This is a genomic window from Serratia proteamaculans (genome assembly GCF_013337185.1).
GTDB lineage: Bacteria > Pseudomonadota > Gammaproteobacteria > Enterobacterales > Enterobacteriaceae > Serratia > Serratia proteamaculans_D.
Window position 1 is genome coordinate 720,477 of the sequence record NZ_SWDE01000001.1, and the last position, 16,913, is coordinate 737,389.

The following is a 16,913-nucleotide window of genomic DNA, read 5'->3' on the forward strand; positions in this document are numbered from 1 at the left end:
AAAAAATCGCCAAGAATGTGGCGAAAGAGACGAACGGGAAAAGTCTAGAGGATGCCGGGGGGACGGGGCTTGAGGTAGCTCAACCTTTTGTCGTTAAACGATAAGAATTACTGATTGGTATTAGCCTTGCAGCAACTGCACCAGCAGCGAACCGTTGTATAACGCTTCTTTCACCAGTGCCGCGCCGGGCATGGTGCCTTTATTGAAGAACTGGGTGGACTCCACCTGAACCTGCTCACTGTAGGCCGGCAGCGACTGCTGACGTATACAGGAGGCAATGGCCGGGTGCAGAATTTCCGCCGCCCGGTTCAACGGAGAACCGACCAGAATTTTTTCCGGATTGAACAGATTAACCATGATCGCCAGGATACGGCCCACGCTGTGCCCCACCCCAAGGATAATATCTTTCGCCAACTGGTCGCCCGCCAGCGCCGCATCACAAAGAGACTCGACGGTCAGCGGCGCACCGTGCAGGCTGGAACTCATGGAGGCACTGAGACGCTGCTGGGCGATTTCCAGTATATTTTCGATGCTGGCGACGGTTTCCAGGCAACCGTGATTGCCGCAGTAACAGCGTTTGCCGTAAGGATCAACCTGAGTATGGCCAATCTCCACCACGCTGTGGCTACCGGCATGCAGCACCCTGCCACCGGTGATTACCCCAGCACCGACGTTGTGGTCAATCACCACCTGAATCACGTTTTGACTGCCGCGAGAAGCGCCGTATAAGGCTTCGGCCATGGTCCAGGCACTGATGTCGTGCTGCAGGTAAACCGGCAGACCGGTACGCGTTTCCAGCGCCGGACCTAATGGCATATCTTCGACGTCGTAAAACGGCATGCGGTGCACCACGCCGGAGATCGCATCAACCATACCCGGCAGCGTAATGGCGATCGCCGTCAGGCGTTCAAGCTTGCTTTGATGGCGGATAAAGAACTGGTCGACTTCAACAAGAATGCGTTTTAACAGTGGGTCGGGGTGCTCGGCGGCCAGTGGCAGCAACTCTTCCACCACCAGTTTGCTGCTGATATCACGCAGCGCCAGCGTAATGGTGCCACGACTGATGCGGGCGGAAAGGTAGTGCCAGGCTTCGGTATCCAGTACCAGCCCAACCGCCGGACGGCCACGGCTGCCAACCTCCTGAAACTCGGTTTCTTTAACCAGATGGGCTTCCAGCAGTTCGCGTACGATTTTGGTGATACTGGCGGGGGCGAGCTGCGCCCGTTTTGACAGTTCGATGCGCGAAATCGGGCCCAGTTGATCGATTAACCGATAAACTGCCCCTGCATTTGTTTGCTTGATTTGATCGATATGCCCAGGCTGTCCAACCGCAATCACAAACCTGCTCCTACTATTTTTCGCGCTTCTAAATAAAGACTATCGGCTATGGTGGGGCTTTTGTAATACAGCGTCAACTATTTGATTCGTTATGTGATTTGCTGCACAAATTCACCCCACTTTCCCTGCGGATTGCGTTTTATTTGCCCAGTTGGCTTTCAGGGCAACAGTAGCGCCATCAGGGATTTGGCCGCGGCCGTCAGGGGGCGTTGGCGATGATGTACCAACCAAACTTCGGTCATCGCCTCAGGCTCCGCCAGCGGTAAATATTGCACACCATCGATTTTAACCCGGGCGAAAGACGCCGGCAGAATCGAGATGCCCAACCCGGAGGAGACCAGGCCGATAATGGTCATCGCCTCGCCGACTTCCTGGGTGATATAAGGGGTGATCCCCGCTTTGGCCAGCAGCGACAAGATCTCGTCATGCAGCGCGGTTCCCACTTCACGCGAGAAAAAGACAAAGGGTTCTTCCGCCAGATGTTGGAAGCGCAGCGTACCGGGTGCCACATGGGTTAACGGATGCCCTTCCGGCACCACCGCCACCAAGGGTTCACACAGTAAAAGCTGATGCTTTAACACATCCGGTAAGCGCGTGTTGCGCATTACGCCCAGATCCAGCTCGCCATTGAGCAAGGGTTCAATCTGCTGCTTGGTGTTCACTTCGCGCATCTTGATATGCACCTGTGAGTGCTGCTGACGAAAAGCTCGCAGGCTGCGCGATACCACGCTGATAAAGGGGGCCGAAGAGGTGAAACCTATGGTCAATTCGCCCAGTTCGCCACGTTCCAACCGTGCTGCTTTCTCGGCGGCGCGACTCACCTGATCGAGCACCTGATAGGCTTCTTTCAGAAACATTTCCCCCGCCTGCGTCAGGCTGACATTGCGGTTGTTGCGCGCCAGCAGGCGTGCGCCGACCATTTCCTCCAGCGCCTGGATTTGCTGGCTAAGCGGCGGCTGAGAAATGCGCAAGCGTTCTGCAGCACGACCAAAATGCAACTCTTCCGCCACGGCGACAAAATAACGCAGATGCCTCAATTCGATATTCATACTTTAAACATCTCAATTTTAATTATTAATATATTAGACAAAAAACTGCCCTCTCCCTATGATTTTGTTAACCAAAGATGTACTTGTTTAACCCCATGTTCGGTAAGGAAAGACTGTGACAACCCCCGTGCGTTCTGCGGCCGCTATGCCGTCGACGCTGGCCGCCAACGATGATGCGGCTGCTGCGCCAAAAACCCGACGTTCCACGCTTAACAAACTTCCCTACATCGAACGAGGAACGCCGCAGTTTATGCGCGTCACTCTGGCGTTGTTTTCCGCCGGCCTGGCCACTTTCGCCCTGCTGTATTGCGTGCAGCCGATCCTGCCGGTTCTGTCCCAGGACTTCGGTATCTCCCCGGCGGAAAGCAGCCTGTCGCTGTCGGTTTCCACCGGGCTGTTGGCGATCGGCCTGATGTTTACCGGCCCGCTGTCCGACGCCATCGGCCGTAAGTCAGTGATGGTGGTGGCGCTGCTGTTAGCGGCTATTTGCACCCTGATTTGCGCCTTTATGACCAGCTGGCATGGCATTTTGCTGATGCGCGCGCTGATAGGCCTTTCGCTAAGTGGCGTCGCCGCCGTCGGCATGACCTACCTGAGCGAAGAGATCCATCCCAGTTTTGTCGCCTTTTCGATGGGGCTGTATATCAGCGGTAACTCCATCGGCGGCATGAGCGGTCGCCTGGTCACGGGGGTACTGACCGACTTCTTTTCCTGGCGGGTATCGCTGGCGGTGATCGGCCTGTTCGCGCTGGCCGCGGCCTGCATGTTTTGGCGCATTTTGCCCGAATCAAAGCATTTTCGTGCCAGTTCGTTGCGCCCGCGCACCCTGCTAATTAACTTCCGCCTGCATTGGCACGACAAAGGCTTACCGCTGCTGTTTGCCGAGGGTTTTCTGTTGATGGGCAGCTTTATCACCATGTTCAACTATATTGGCTACCGCCTGCTGTCGGATCCTTATCACCTCAGCCAGGCGATAGTGGGCCTGCTGTCGGTGGTGTACCTGACCGGTTCCTACAGTTCGCCGAAAGCCGGTGCCATGACCTCTCGTTTTGGCCGAGGGCCGGTACTATTGGCATCGACGCTGATTATGCTGATCGGGATCCTGATTACCGCACTGGCACCGGTAGCGGTTATTTTTATCGGCATGATGCTGTTCACCGCCGGTTTCTTTGCTGCCCATTCGGTTGCCAGCAGTTGGATTGGTCGCCGCGCGCGCCGCGCCAAGGGCCAGGCATCTTCGCTTTATTTGTTCTGTTACTACGTGGGTTCCAGCGTCGCCGGTACCCTCGGCGGCGTGTTCTGGCACAGTTTCGGCTGGAACGGTGTGGTGGCCTTTATCAGCGTGATGCTGTTACTGGCTCTGTTGGTAGTGCATTACCTGAAGAAACTGCCGGAAGCCGCACGCGTTTAATCCCTGCCTTACCGCCTGCCTCTGGTGCAGGCGGTAATCCCCCTTAAAACCTCTGCCAGGCTGGACCACTCGGGCTCCCTGCTCACACTGTTGCGGATGTTGCCCTTTCGTTTGCTACTCTCTTATTGTATGTTGTAACTAAAATAGGAGTGCATGATGGATAAATACGGTTTAATCGGTAGGATGAATGCTTGCTTCAGTGAACTGGAACAGGCACTGACGGGCCTCCACCAGCAGATCCTGCCATTGCGCTTGCTGGCTGGGCGGGTATTTAGCCTGCCCGAAATAGAGAAAGGCAAAGAGCATGACGCGGTGGCGCAGATTACCGTCGAACAGCATCTTGGCGTGGCCGCACGTGATTTGGCGCTGGAGCACTATCAGCGGCTGTTTATCCATCACAACAAGCACAACATCAGTAGCAAAGCGGCAGTGCGCCTGCCCGGTGTGATTTGCCTGGCGGTGGAACAGCCGGAATACCTGGCGTTGCAGCAGCAAATTACCCTGATTAACCGGCTGAAGGCCGAACTGGAGCAGATCATCACCGTCGACTCCGGCCTGGCACCGGAGCAACGTTTTGACTTCGTCCACACCCACCTGCACGGCTTAATCACCCTTAGCGCCTACCGTACCCTCACCCTTTTAACCAATCCGGATTCGGTGCGTTTCGGCTGGGCCAACAAACACATTATCAAGAACGTGAAACGCGACGATATTCTGGCTCAATTGGAAAAAAGCCTGAAGGCCGGGCGCGCAGTGCCCCCCCATAATCGCGAGCAATGGGCCGAACTGGTCAGCCGTGAGATAGACGACGTCAGCCGCCTGCCCCAGCAGGCAGTGTTGAAAATCAAACGGCCGGTAAAAGTGCAACCCATTGCCCGGGTGTGGTATCAGCCGCAGCAAAAGCAGGTGCAACACCCCTGCCCGCTGCCGCTGATTGCCCTGTGCCAGGTGGAAAACGGTGCCCAGGTGCCGAAAATTGGCGAATTACTCAATTACGACGCCGCGGCGGTAAAACATAAATACAAACCGGATGCCAGGCCGCTACGGCTGCTGGTCAAACGGCTGCATTTATACACCGACGTTCCTACTCGCTGAGGCTGTACACCCGCAGCCGATGACCATCCGGATCGCAGGCGACGAAGCTATAGCCAAAGTCCAGCGTCACGGGCGGCTGAATCATCTTCAACCCCTGTTCGCTCCACCGCTGATAGAGCACGTCCACCTGCTGCGGCAGTTCGCACATAAAGCCGATTTCGCCACCCCCACCGGTCGCCGTTGCGGCAGGCTCGACGCTATGTTTCGACCACATCGCCAGTTTTAGGCCATTGCTCAATACGAACAGCGCGAAAGTGGGTGACAGCTCCACCGGTGCCTGCCCTAGTAATCGACGGTAGAAAGCGGCGCTGTTTTCTGGATTATCAACATAGAGAAGGGTCATGTTTGGAGTTGTCATCGCGCTAACCTCTTGGCTGAAGGGAACCGGCCGGCTCCCGATAACCCAAGGCTAAATCGCTCTACTGACAGTTTTTGGCAGCAGTGAAGAATTATTGTGGCGCAATGCCCTGAGTCTCATGCCACTCTTTCATCAGCGAACGGCGGCCACGTGGATAACGTTGCGCCAACGGCGTCGCCAGACGGATACGGTCGAGGCGGAAATGGCGAAATGACTGGCGCAGCTCACACCAGGCAACCAGCATCCGTGCCTGTTCAAAATAGCCCAGAGCAAAGGGCCAGAGAATACGTTCGCTGGGGTTACCGTCTCGATCGCAATAATCCACCACCAGTTTGCGTTCCTGGCGGATCACCTCGCGGATCAGCACCAGCGTCTCGTCTGCCACCTTCACCAGATCTACCGGGCCAATCAGCAGCGTGCTGGCCTCCAACTCATCGCGCAGCGCAGCAGGCAGAACGTCGGCGATTTTCGCCAGCGCATTTTTGGCCGCGCCGGCCAATTGGCTGTCACCACGACGTCCCACCCAACGCATTCCCAACACCAGCGCTTCTATTTCCTGCTGTGAGAACATCAGTGGCGGCAGCATAAATCCTGGCCGCAGCACATAACCCACCCCCGCTTCGCCGACAATCTCAGCGCCCTGCTGTTGCAGCGTGGCGATATCGCGGTACAGCGTGCGCATGCTGATATTCATTTCCTGCGCCAACGCATGGCCGGCAACCGGATAGCGATGCCGTCGCAGGATCTGCATCAGGTCGAGTAAACGCTCGGTACGTGACATTCATTTTTTCCCACAAAAAAGGCTTACCCAAGTAAGCCCTTTGCCGCTGACACTATCAATTACTTCTTCATGCTGCCGACCATATCTTCCGGGCGCACCCACAGGTCGAATTCCTCTTCGGTCAGGTAGCCCAGCTTCAGCGCCGAGGCTTTCAGCGTCAGGCCTTCCTTGTGCGCTTTCTTGGCGATTTCTGCCGCTTTGTCATAACCAATATGGGTATTGAGCGCGGTCACCAGCATCAAGGACTCATTCAGCAACTGGCTGATGCGGTCACGGTTAGGTTCGATGCCCACCGCACAGTGCTCATTAAAGCCCTGCATACCGTCGGCCAGCAGGCGAATGGATTGTAAATAGTTGTGGATCACCATCGGCCGGAACACGTTTAACTCAAAGTTGCCGGAAGCGCCGCCGATGTTCACCGCTACGTCGTTGCCCAGCACCTGCGCGCACAGCATGGTCATCGCTTCGCATTGGGTTGGGTTGACCTTACCCGGCATGATGGAGCTGCCCGGTTCGTTTTCCGGAATAGAAATTTCCCCGATGCCGCAACGCGGGCCGGAGGATAACCAGCGTACATCGTTGGCAATTTTCATCAGCGAAGCCGCCAGCCCTTTCAGCGCACCATGACCATGCACCAACGCGTCGCAGGTGGCCAGCGCTTCAAATTTGTTGGGCGCGGTAATGAACGGCTGCCCGGTCAAATCAGCCAGCGCTTTGGCAACGCGAACCGCGTATTCCGGATGGGTATTGAGCCCGGTTCCCACGGCAGTGCCGCCCAACGCCAGCTCACAGATATGCGGGATGCTGGCTTCAATATGCTGCAGGTTATGCGCCAGCATGGCTGCCCAGCCGGAAATCTCCTGGCCGAGGGTCAACGGGGTCGCGTCCTGCAAATGGGTGCGGCCAATTTTGACGATATCGCGGTAGGCTTCCGCCTTGTCGCTCAGAGTTTTATGCAGCACTTTCAGTTCCGGGATCAAATGCTCTCGCACCGCGATCACCGCGGCCACGTGCATCGCGGTCGGGAACACGTCGTTGGAGCTCTGGCTCTTGTTGACGTCGTCGTTCGGGTGCACTCGTCGCTCTTCGCCACGCACCCCGCCCAACAGTTCACTGGCGCGGTTGGCCAGCACTTCATTCATGTTCATGTTGGTCTGGGTGCCGGAACCGGTTTGCCAGATGGATAACGGGAATTCTTCGGTATGCTGATCCGCCAGCACTTCATCGGCGGCGCTGATAATGGCGTTGGCACGCTCGGCAGGCAGTAAACCCAGGTCCATATTCACGCTGGCCGCCGCGCGTTTGGTCAACGCCAGCGCATGGATCAAGGCGGTGGGCATCTTTTCGGAAGAAATACGGAAGTGCTCCAGTGAGCGCTGAGTTTGCGCCCCCCATAGCCGATCGGCCGGTACTTCAATCGGTCCCATAGAGTCTTTTTCAATACGAACGGCTGCCATCACGATCTCCTTAGTACAATTCCTAAAAATGTACGATTACGCCAACGCACTCATGCCCGCCGGCACACCCCAATCAGTATAGTGACATAATAACTATTCGCATTAAGAGAGTTGGCTCACAGCATTTTTTCTCCCTATGCCCCGTTTATCGTACGGCCATTATTGGTTGGTGAATTTTCTCAGTCAAAAAGATGAACGTCGGCAATAAAAAAAGCGCCGTCTGGCGCTCTGATTATTAATTTTCAGTCAGAAGATTAATGGTGATGTTGATTATAGGCATTAATTCTCTGGTCCTGCAGATGATTGATTTCATCATAAGCGTCCTGACGTTCATTATGGCGATAGACACCCGCCCCCACGGCACCGACAGCAGCGGCAACCGGGTGAGCAACCGGTGTTGCCACCACCGGTGCAGCAGACACCACCACTGGCACCGGCGTGACTACCACCGGCCGTGGCACGACCACCACCGGTCGGGGTGCTACGATCACCGGCCGGGCAACCCCATAACCATAGGCATGGGTGACCACCACGGCCGCATTGGCACCGGAAGTACAGAGAAGCAGAGCCAGTAACATTTTTTTCATCATCGCCTCATTATTAATAATATTTAAACGGGTTTATAGGCGAGCACTGTATAGCGGCACTGCCTATTAAATTTAGCTAGCCGTGTGGTTGCCAATACAAATGGAATAATTATGATGAGAAAGATATTCAGCCGGTAATAATTCAATGCAAAAAACACAGTTTGAAATATACGGCAGTGATGGGGGCCAAAATATTTTGACTCAGATTTTCCGCCAGAAGATATATTCAACGGTAAACGTATTGGCGTTTTTTTAAACTCTGTTTCCTCTGTTGTAACCGAAGGTGCAATTGTGACACTGGTTGCTATCACGTTATACTTTGTCGGCCTTGGGCCACTTGTTTGATCGCGCCCCGCTTCTACGCCGTAGTTCGCGTGTAGGATAAGGCGCACAAGGTTTTTAACAGTCAGCTACTACCGCCCCTGGCGGCGAACGCAAAGGATGTTTTTCAAGATGCAAAAAATGACCAACGCAGTGCAAAACTACGCATGGGGCAGCCACGACGCGTTAACCAAGCTTTATGGCATCGCCAACCCACAAGGGCAGCCGATGGCTGAGTTGTGGATGGGCGCTCATCCGAAAAGCAGCTCCCGCGTGGCCGGTGCCGATGGCAATTTGCGCTCGTTGCGCGACGTCATTGATGAAGATCAACCCAAACAGCTGGGTGCCAACGTTGCCAAACGCTTCGGTGAGTTGCCGTTCCTGTTCAAGGTGCTGTGTGCCGACCAACCGCTGTCTATTCAGGTGCACCCGAGCAAATCGGCAGCAGAAGCCGGTTTTGCCAAAGAAAACGCCGCCGGTATTCCTCTGGACGCAGCTGAACGCAACTATAAAGATCCTAACCACAAGCCGGAGCTGGTGTTCGCCCTGACGCCTTTCCTGGCGATGAATGGCTTCCGCGAGCTGTCCGACATTGTTTCCCTGCTGCAGCCGATCGCCGGTGCCCATCATGATATCGCCGCCTTCCTGCAACAGCCGGATGTCAGCCATCTGTCTTCCCTGTTTGCCAGCCTGCTGGCGATGAGCGGCGAGCAGAAATCGCTGGCGCTGGGCGTGCTGAAAGCCGCGCTGAATAACCAACAGGGCGAAACCTGGGACACCATCCGCTTTATCGCCGGTTTTTATCCGGACGACAGTGGCCTGTTCTCACCGCTGCTGCTGAACGTGGTGCAGCTCCAACCGGGTGAAGCGATGTTCCTGTATGCCGAAACGCCGCATGCCTACCTGAAAGGCGTGGCGCTGGAAGTGATGGCTAACTCGGACAACGTGCTGCGTGCCGGTCTGACACCTAAATTCATCGATATTCCAGAACTGTTAGCCAACCTGCAGTTCCGTCCACAGCCGGCATCCGGCCTGCTGACCCAACCGCAAAAGCGCGGTGACGAACTGTTCTTCCCGATCCCGGTTGAAGACTTCGCTTTCTCACTGCATGACCTTTCCGCGGCCCCACAGGCGCTGGCACAAAATAGCGCAGCCATTGTGTTCTGCGTTGAGGGTGAAGCGGTATTAAACAAACAGGACCTGCAACTGGTGCTCAAGCCAGGTGAATCCTGCTTTATCGGCGCGTTCGAATCGCCGGTCAGCGTCAGTGGCAGCGGCCGAATCGCTCGCGTTTATAACCTGTTGTCGTAAACACTCGGTAAATTTCTGCAAATTGGTTGCTGAAAGAGTGGCTTACCTTCACAATTAAACGCCTGCGGGCGTTTTTTTATTGGCCCAAATTTGCCCATCCATCTGTTTGAGACAGATGGCTTAATAAGGATGAACAGAACTATGAAAAAATCGTTAGTCGCTGTTAGCGTCATTGTGGTTCTTGGCGCAGCATGGACCGGGGCTTCCTGGTACACCGGCAAACTGATCGAACAACGGATGGGTGAAGTGGTTGATAACGCCAACAGCCAACTGAAAGCCTATCTGCCGAAAGCCGGCGTCAAACTGGGTTATGAAAATTACCAACGCGGTATTTTCAGCAGTAAAATTCGCTATGTCCTGCGCGCTGACGGCAGCGTCACCACCGACGATGCTCCGCTGAAAGCCGGTGATGAAGTGGCGTTTATGGAAACCATCGACCATGGTCCCTTCCCGTTTGCCCAGTTGAAAAAATTCAACCTGCTGCCAAGCATGGCGTCGGTGCATACCGAACTGGAAAATACCCCAGCCACCAAGGGCCTGTTTGAAATCACCAAGGGCAAATCGCTGTTCACCGCCGATTCCCGCATCTCCTACAGTGGCGATACCTCGTCAGCCATTGACGTGATCCCGCTGGAATATCAGAAAGAAAAGTCCTCGCTGAAATTTAGCGGTGCGACCATCAATGCCGACGTGTCACGCGATATGAAAGCCATCGCTCTGGACGCCAACAGCGACAACGCGGTGATCAGCGGCCCGAACCAGTTTGGTCAGACCGAGCAGGTTCAGTTGCAGGGCTTCTCGCTGAAAAGCCAGACCCACGCCGGGCAGTTCGATCTCAGCCTGGGCAACCAGAACATGGAGATAAAACAGGTCAAGGTTGCCGTTGACGGTAAAGAGACCCTGACGCTGGACGGCTTCAAGCTGGCGAGCCAATTCGGTGAGAAAGACACTAACCTGAACGGCCAGATTGATTACACCATGGACGCGCTGAAGATCCAGAACAGCGACTTCGGCTCTGGCAAGCTGTCGCTGAAAATCGACAAACTGGACGCCAAATCGCTGAAAGAGTTTGCCGACCGCTACAACCAGCAGGCCATGCAGATGCTGCAACAGGCGCAGACCATGGATCCGGTTGCCTACCAGCAACAAACCACCGATATCCTGCTGCAGAACCTGCCGCTGCTGTTGAAGGGCAACCCAAGCATCAGCGTTGCTCCACTCAGCTGGAAAAACAGCAAGGGTGAAAGTACCTTTACCCTGAATCTGGACCTGACCGATCCTGCGCAAGCAGGTTCCCCGGCAGAGTCACCGGATCAGCTGATTGCCCGTTCAGTGAAAAAACTGGACGCTAATCTGAGCATTCCAGTGGCGATGGCGACCGAAACCACTTCGCAAACCGCGTTACTGCAAGGCTACAGCGCCGAAGAAGCACAGAAACTGGCACAGCAGCAGGTGCAGGGTCTGGCGGCCATGGGTCAGATGTTCAAACTGACTACCCTGAAAGACGGGGTGATCGGCAGCAGCTTCCATTACGCCGACAACCAGGTTGATCTGAACGGTAACAAGATGTCGCTGCAAGAATTCATCGGCACCTTCGGCCTGTTGGGTGCACCTGGCCCGGTCGAAACGCCGGCTCCGGACGCAGTCCCTGCTCCGGCACCAGCCCAGTAATATTTCCCCTCGGGGCCCGCTTGCCGGGCCCCTGTTTTATCCCTGAGCGCCATACACCGCATCGCGGATCTGCTGCGGATACAGCCCGCTCATGCCTTCAAACGCCGTATTGGTCAGCGCCACCACGCTTAATGCCGCCTGCGGGTCATAAAACCAACTGTGTCCATAAACGCCTCCCCACTGCAGGGTGCCATTGTGCTGTGGCGTTGCCGCCAATGGGGCATCTACCAGCACCGCACCGCCGAAACCAAAGCCCCAGCCCGGCCCCTGAGTTTCAGCTTCGGCCCCGACATGCGCCTGGCGCATCAGTTCGACGGTGGCCGGTTGTAAAATGCCCTCTCCACCATTGCGCAACGTCTCCACCAGTCGCAGCACATCATCGGCATCACCGACCATACCGGCCCCGCCGGAGGCATAGGCATGAGGGTCAAACGCACGTGATGGCGAGAAGGCAATATCAAAACCAAAACCTTCAGGTAGCTTCAACTGCATACCGTCATAAATCGGTTCCGGCCGGGCAGCGGTATCCTGATAGGCCGTCGCCATGTTTTCGCTGTCGGTGGTGTAAAAACCGGTATTACCCAACCCCAGCGGCTGCGCAACCCAACGCTTGAACAACTGCGGCAAGGGTTCACCCGCCGCCGCCTCCAGTACCGCACCCAGCACGTCGATCGCCAGTGAATAATGAAACTCCCTGCCCGGTTCCACCAGCAGTTCCGCCTGTGCCAGCAGACGCAAATTCTGCTCCAGCGTCAGCGACGACGATGTCATCCCGTCTTGAATACCCAACCGCTGATACTGCCCGCCTTCCGGCTGATTAAAACGATAATCCAGCCCGGCAGTGTGACTCAGCAAGTGACGGATTTTAATTTCTGGCTGGCGGCCGTCGGCCAGTGCCGGAGTAAACCACGGCAGCCAATGACTGACCACATCATCCAACCCCAGCTTGTGTTGTTCAACCATGCGCATCGCCGCCAGTGTGATATAGGGTTTGGACACCGATGACAGCCGGAACTGCGTCTCGCGCCGCATCGGCCGCTGTTGCTCACGGTCGGCGTAACCACTGGCCTCGGCATAAATCACCTTGCCGTGCTGGGCCACCAGCACCACGCTACCGACGATGCGTTCTTCGCAAATCGCCTGCCGGCTGACCGCCTGTACTCTTTCTGCTACTGACCGATTCAGTATCGTCATGCTTTGATGCTCTCTGAGGGGGTATCAAAACACTTTAAAGCGATTATTATAAAATTAAATACCCGATAACTTAACGAATCATTAAGCAGGGGTTACTGATAGATGAGCTCACTATTACAGTTACTGCCGTTTTTCGAAGCCGTCGCCCGGCTGGGCAGTTTTACCCAGGCGGCAAATCAGCTGGGCGTCACCCCGCCTGCGGTGTCGCAAAACATTCAGGCATTGGAAACCCGCTTGGGTGTACGGCTGTTCAACCGTACCAGCCGATCGGTGCGACTGAGCGATGAAGGCCGCCTCTTTTTCCAACGGGTAGCACCGGCGATGGGCCAGATAGACATGGCAGCAGAAGATCTTCGGACCCTGCACGGCCGCCCTTCTGGTCTGTTGCGCATCACCCTGCCGCAGTTAGCGGCTTCGCTGCTGGTGATGCCTTATCTGGCCGAATTTCAGGCGCTTTATCCCGAGGTGCAGCTTGAGCTGTTTACCGACGACCATTTTTCCGATCTGGTGTTGGACAGTTTCGATGCCGGTATTCGCATGCGTGCCATGGTGCAAAAAGACATGGTTGCGGTGCCGATCGACAACGACCAACAGCGGGTGATTATTGCCACTCCCGCCTATCTGGCGCAGCACGGCACGCCATTAACGCCACAGGCGCTGAGCGCGCACAACTGCCTGCGCTATCGTTTCCCCGGCAGCGGCAAGTTTGAACCCTGGTATTTTCGGCAGGAAGGCGGGCAACTCACGCTGGAAGTCAGCGGTAACCTGATATTCAACGAAGACCGGCTGATAAAAGACGCGGCGTTGATGGGGCTGGGGATCACCCAACGTTTTGTCAGCACGGTACAACGCGAGCTGGACACTGGGCAACTGGTGGAAATATTGGCGGAATATCGCTGTCATTTTCCCGGTTTTTTCATCTACTTCCCGGCCAGTCGGCATATGCCACTCAAGCTACGGGTGTTTGTTGATTTCATACGGGAAAAGCGGCCGCTACAGTCATCGTCTCAGGACGCCATTACAACGTCCTGAGAGGCCATTAATTAACGCTTATCCAACGCCTGTACCAACTGGTAGGTGGCCGCGACCCGATCGTCGTTCGGGAACCATTTGTTGGCCAGCATCACCACGGCGATTTTCTTCGATGGGATGAATACCGCATAGGTGGAGAACCCACCGGTCGAGCCGGTTTTATTATACCAGGCAGCGCTTTGCTCTTGCTGCGGCGGCGTGATGGCGGTGGCCGGAGTGCCGTTCATGATCATCCCGGCGTTGTTGCCTTCCGTCAGCTTCGCCAGCGCGACCGGATAAGCGTAGCTTTCCCACATCAGATCCTGGGTGAACACCCCAGCCCGGTAGTAACCGGTATGGGTAGCAGCCAGGGCCTTGCGCCACTTATCCCCCACCTTGGCTACCTGCATGTTGGCTTCAAGGTAACGGATCAGGTCCTTGGCATTGGATTTGATACCGTAGGATTCTGCGTCCAACGGGCCGGGCGTGACTCGTACCGGTTGGTCTTTCTTGTTGTAGCCCTGAGCGTAATTATCCATCTGCGCAGCCGGCACATTAACGTAGCTGTGGCCCATGCCCAAAGCCGGCAGCAGCTGTTTTTCCATCGCCTGCGCAAAAGGTTGGTTCAGGCTTTTGGCAGTGATCATCCCCAGCATGCCAATGCCCAGGTTGGAATAAACCCGATAACTCCCCACGGCATGTGGCGGCTGCCAGTTTTTGTAATACGCCATCAATTGCGCGTCGTTGGTCACTTCGTCCGGGACAAACAGCGGCAAGCCGGAGGTATGTGTCGCCAGGTTCAGCAGGCTGACGTGGTCAAAGGCGCTGCCACGCAGCTCAGGCAGGTAATGGCTGGCCGGTTCGGCGAACGACAGCTTGCCCTCATTTTGCGCATAGGCCGCCAGCGTGGCGGTGAAGGTTTTGCTCAATGAGCCCACTTCAAACAAGGTTTGATTGGTGATCGGCTTGCCGGTCTGTTTGGACGCCACGCCATAATCATAAAACTGCTGTTTCCCGTCCACCGACACGGCGATGGCCATGCCCGGCACGCCATATTTTTGCATCAATGGCTGAATAATGGCGTCAATCTCGGCTTTGTCGGCGGCATGGCCTGCCGGCAGGATCATTGCGGCTAACAACGCGGCCGCCAGGCGATTTATTTTGGTCATGTGAAAGCTCTTGGGTTGCAGGGTATCGGCCGATGGCAAAAGATTTTATTGCCTGTCGACGCGAGGATATCCTTGGATGATGGTGTTATTCCTTTTCTGACTGCGTTAATTCCGCACCAGCAGGCTAAATATCAGGGTTTATCCCTGGGTTGACAAGCGATAAGAATTTCAGCCAGCATAAAGAAAAACTTATGGCTAACTTTATGCGTAACCGACTTCCCCTCAATGCCCTGCGGGCGTTTGAATCCTCCGCCCGTCACCTGAACTTTACCCGCGCCGGGCTGGAGCTGAGCGTCACCCAGGCTGCCGTCAGCCAGCAGGTGCGTACGCTGGAACAGCAACTGGGCATTCAACTGTTCCGCCGTCTGCCGCGTGGGTTGGATTTGACCGAAGAAGGACAGGCGCTGTTGCCGATATTGACCGACGCTTTCGACCGCATTGAATCGGTGTTGCAACAGTTTGAGGGCGGGCATTTCCATGAGGTGCTGACGGTCGCGGTGGTCGGTACCTTTGCCGTCGGCTGGCTGATGCCCCGTCTGGCGGCATTCAGAGAATCGCATCCGTTTATCGATCTGCGGGTGTTAACCAACAATAACCTGGTTAATTTGTCCGCCGACGGAATGGACTTTGCTATCCGTTTTGGCGAAGGCCGCTGGCCGGCAACCCACAACCTCAAACTGTTTGATGCCCCACTGACGGTGCTCTGCCCGCCGGAAGTGGCCAGGCAACTCCACACACCGCAGGATCTGCAACACCAATTGCTGATGCGCAGCTACCGGAAAGACGAATGGGAACGCTGGTTTGCCGCCGCACAGATAACCCCATGGCGCATCAACGGCCCGGTGTTCGACTCTTCCCGACTGATGGTGGAAGGGGCGATCCACAGCGGCGGTGTCGCGCTGGCTCCGGCGCGCATGTTTGCTCGTGAGCTGCGTGAAGGTCTGTTACAGCGGCCTTTCAGCGCCGAAGCGGATCTCGGTGGCTACTGGCTGACCCATCTGAAATCACGCGATATGACCCCGGCCATGAAAGTGTTTGTCAGTTGGATCCAGCAACAGGTCAAGGACGAACAGCAATGAGGTCAGGCCGAGCCGCGCTTGATCAACACCGGCGGCAGAATCACGTTTTGCGGCGGTAACTCGGCGTCGGCGATCCGTTGCAGCAAGCGTGAGGCGGCGCTGCGCCCCACTTCTCGCGCGGAACTGGAGACCAGCGTCAGCGGCGGCTCGGTCAGTTCGGCCTCAGGCACATCGCCAAAACCAATCAACGCCACCTGCTGTCCGTAGTAGCTATCCACACCTTCAGAACCGATGCTGCGCCCACTACGCACAATGCCAAAATAAGCTCCCAGGGCCACCGATGCCTTGTGGCAAACCAGCGCGCTGATATTGGGATGCTGTCGCAGCAGGTTTTCCGCCGCCTCCGCCGCCGCCCGTTGATGGCAGTCACATTCGACAATCCAGTCGGAGCGGAAAGGCAGGCCATATTGCACCAGCGTGGCACAAAAGCCCCCCAGCCGTTCGGCGCGGGTCAGCGAACTGCTTTGCCCGCCCAGATAGGCGATTTGGCTGTGGCCGCGTTTGATCAGAAATTCGGTGGCCATTTTAGCCGCCTGCATATTGTCCGGCCGCACCACATCAACCCCTTCCACCCCATTCGAGCGCGCTGCACACACCAATGGCACCCCCTGTTCGGCGGCTTTTTCCTTCAGGCCTTCGGCCGAGCGTACGCCGCCCGCCAGCACCATGCCGTCAACCCCGTGTTCCAGCAGCGTATCAAAACAGCGCATCAGCCCTTTGCCTTCACGCCCGCTTTGGGTCAGAAACAGCACTTTGCCGTGCGCCTCCAGTACCTCGCTCAGGCCCGCGGTCATTTCCGCATAAAACGGCTCGCAAATATCACGCAGGATCAGACCAATCACGCCCGACTCCCCGCCACGCAGCGTTGCCGCCTGACGGTTACGTACGTAGCCAAGGCGCTCGATCGCCTGGTTCACCCGCGCCACGGTGGTGGGTGAAATACGCCCTTTGCCGCTCAGCACCAGCGAAACGGTCGTGACGGAGACGCCGGCCTGCTGTGCGACATCGGTGATGGTGATCTTTTTGATGGTCATAACCTCTGCTAGCCCGATCCTGGGCATTGAGCATCTTGCAACAAATG

15 protein-coding genes are annotated in these 16,913 nt (G+C 56.2%); 6 read left to right on the forward strand and 9 right to left on the reverse strand.

What is annotated here, in order from left to right; all coding sequences use genetic code 11:
* Positions 1–120 precede the first annotated feature (120 nt).
* Both mlc and FCL49_RS03325 read right to left on the reverse strand, forming a co-directional pair.
* Positions 121–1,338, reverse strand: a complete 1,218-nt coding sequence (gene mlc, locus FCL49_RS03320) for a sugar metabolism global transcriptional regulator Mlc (protein ID WP_174352424.1) — start codon at positions 1,336–1,338, stop codon at positions 121–123.
* 158 nt (positions 1,339–1,496) lie between these two features.
* A complete protein-coding gene (locus FCL49_RS03325) occupies positions 1,497–2,387 on the reverse strand; it encodes a LysR family transcriptional regulator (RefSeq protein ID WP_174352425.1) in 891 nt (296 codons plus the stop codon).
* 145 nt (positions 2,388–2,532) lie between these two features.
* Between FCL49_RS03325 and FCL49_RS03330 the strand changes: the two genes are divergently transcribed.
* Both FCL49_RS03330 and tus read left to right on the forward strand, forming a co-directional pair.
* Positions 2,533–3,798: an MFS transporter gene (locus tag FCL49_RS03330; protein WP_174353448.1), complete on the forward strand. Its 1,266-nt coding sequence runs from the start codon at positions 2,533–2,535 to the stop codon at positions 3,796–3,798.
* A 156-nt stretch (positions 3,799–3,954) separates the two neighbouring features.
* A complete protein-coding gene (gene tus / locus FCL49_RS03335; RefSeq protein ID WP_174353449.1) occupies positions 3,955–4,893 on the forward strand; it encodes a DNA replication terminus site-binding protein in 939 nt (312 codons plus the stop codon).
* On the opposite strand, the gene FCL49_RS03340 is transcribed toward tus, so the two are convergent.
* From FCL49_RS03340 to FCL49_RS03355, 4 genes are all read right to left on the reverse strand, one after another.
* Complete coding sequence (locus FCL49_RS03340) at positions 4,883–5,251, reverse strand: VOC family protein (RefSeq protein ID WP_174352426.1); 369 nt, start codon at positions 5,249–5,251, stop codon at positions 4,883–4,885. The genes tus and FCL49_RS03340 overlap by 11 nt on opposite strands.
* 91 nt (positions 5,252–5,342) lie before the next feature.
* Positions 5,343–6,032: a helix-turn-helix transcriptional regulator gene (locus FCL49_RS03345; protein ID WP_174352427.1), complete on the reverse strand. Its 690-nt coding sequence runs from the start codon at positions 6,030–6,032 to the stop codon at positions 5,343–5,345.
* 59 nt (positions 6,033–6,091) lie between these two features.
* A complete protein-coding gene (gene fumC / locus FCL49_RS03350; RefSeq protein ID WP_174352428.1) occupies positions 6,092–7,489 on the reverse strand; it encodes a class II fumarate hydratase in 1,398 nt (465 codons plus the stop codon).
* A 254-nt stretch (positions 7,490–7,743) separates the two neighbouring features.
* Positions 7,744–8,076, reverse strand: coding sequence for a hypothetical protein (locus FCL49_RS03355; RefSeq protein WP_174352429.1), 333 nt, complete (start codon positions 8,074–8,076; stop codon positions 7,744–7,746).
* A 453-nt stretch (positions 8,077–8,529) separates the two neighbouring features.
* Here FCL49_RS03355 and manA point away from each other — a divergent pair, with 453 nt between their 5' ends.
* Together manA and FCL49_RS03365 are read left to right on the forward strand one after the other, a co-directional pair.
* Positions 8,530–9,708: a mannose-6-phosphate isomerase gene (manA, locus tag FCL49_RS03360; RefSeq protein ID WP_174352430.1), complete on the forward strand. Its 1,179-nt coding sequence runs from the start codon at positions 8,530–8,532 to the stop codon at positions 9,706–9,708.
* Between the two features lie 141 nt (positions 9,709–9,849).
* A complete protein-coding gene (locus FCL49_RS03365) occupies positions 9,850–11,379 on the forward strand; it encodes a YdgA family protein (protein ID WP_174352431.1) in 1,530 nt (509 codons plus the stop codon).
* Positions 11,380–11,415: 36 nt separating this feature from the next.
* On the opposite strand, the gene FCL49_RS03370 is transcribed toward FCL49_RS03365, so the two are convergent.
* Positions 11,416–12,573, reverse strand: a complete 1,158-nt coding sequence (locus tag FCL49_RS03370) for a serine hydrolase domain-containing protein (RefSeq protein WP_174352432.1) — start codon at positions 12,571–12,573, stop codon at positions 11,416–11,418.
* 102 nt (positions 12,574–12,675) lie between these two features.
* On the opposite strand from FCL49_RS03370, the gene FCL49_RS03375 reads away from it, so the two are divergent.
* The gene (locus FCL49_RS03375; RefSeq protein WP_174352433.1) at positions 12,676–13,605 is read left to right on the forward strand and encodes a LysR family transcriptional regulator; all 930 of its coding nucleotides are present in this window, start codon (positions 12,676–12,678) and stop codon (positions 13,603–13,605) included.
* 11 nt (positions 13,606–13,616) lie between these two features.
* Here the strand turns inward: FCL49_RS03375 and ampC are convergent, their stop codons facing one another.
* Positions 13,617–14,753, reverse strand: a complete 1,137-nt coding sequence (gene ampC, locus FCL49_RS03380) for a class C beta-lactamase (protein WP_174352434.1) — start codon at positions 14,751–14,753, stop codon at positions 13,617–13,619.
* 191 nt (positions 14,754–14,944) lie between these two features.
* Between ampC and FCL49_RS03385 the strand changes: the two genes are divergently transcribed.
* Complete coding sequence (locus FCL49_RS03385) at positions 14,945–15,832, forward strand: LysR family transcriptional regulator (protein WP_217434289.1); 888 nt, start codon at positions 14,945–14,947, stop codon at positions 15,830–15,832.
* 2 nt (positions 15,833–15,834) lie between these two features.
* On the opposite strand, the gene FCL49_RS03390 is transcribed toward FCL49_RS03385, so the two are convergent.
* Entirely contained in the window at positions 15,835–16,866 is a 1,032-nt protein-coding gene (locus FCL49_RS03390) for a Mal regulon transcriptional regulator MalI (protein ID WP_174352435.1), read from the reverse strand.
* Positions 16,867–16,913 lie beyond the last annotated feature (47 nt).